Below are 452 nucleotides of genomic sequence, written 5' to 3'. Positions count from 1 at the left end.
GTGTTCGCCCGTGGCGCCAAGGCTGACGAAGCCAAGGCTGCCGGTGCGGATATCGTCGGTGCAGAAGACCTGCTCGAAACCGTCATGGGCGGCAAGATCGATTTCGATCGCTGCATTGCCACCCCGGACATGATGCCGCTCGTCGGTCGTCTCGGTAAGGTGCTCGGCCCGCGCGGCATGATGCCGAACCCGAAGGTCGGCACGGTCACCGTCGACGTCGCCGGCGCCGTCAAGGCGTCCAAGGGCGGCGCTGTCGAGTTCCGCGTCGAGAAGGCTGGTATCGTCCATGCCGGCGTCGGCAAGGCCTCGTTCGACGCCAAGGCGCTCGCCGAGAACATCCGCGCTTTCGCGGATGCGGTGATCCGGGCGAAGCCGACCGGTGCCAAGGGCAACTATCTGAAGAAGATCGCCATCTCCTCGACCCAGGGTCCGGGCGTGAAGGTCGATCCGGC

General features: G+C 66.2%; 1 protein-coding gene. It reads left to right on the top strand.

Annotation, left to right across the window (positions count from 1 at the left end; translation table 11 throughout):
• Positions 1-452 (top strand): 50S ribosomal protein L1 (gene rplA / locus AC1D0P_RS29465; protein ID WP_477679971.1); only part of this gene is annotated, 452 nt, incomplete at both ends.

Source organism: Polaromonas sp. P1_G2 (assembly GCF_056405515.1).
The sequence above is the reverse complement of the archived record's forward strand: the minus strand, read 5'-3'. Positions and strand labels throughout refer to the sequence as shown.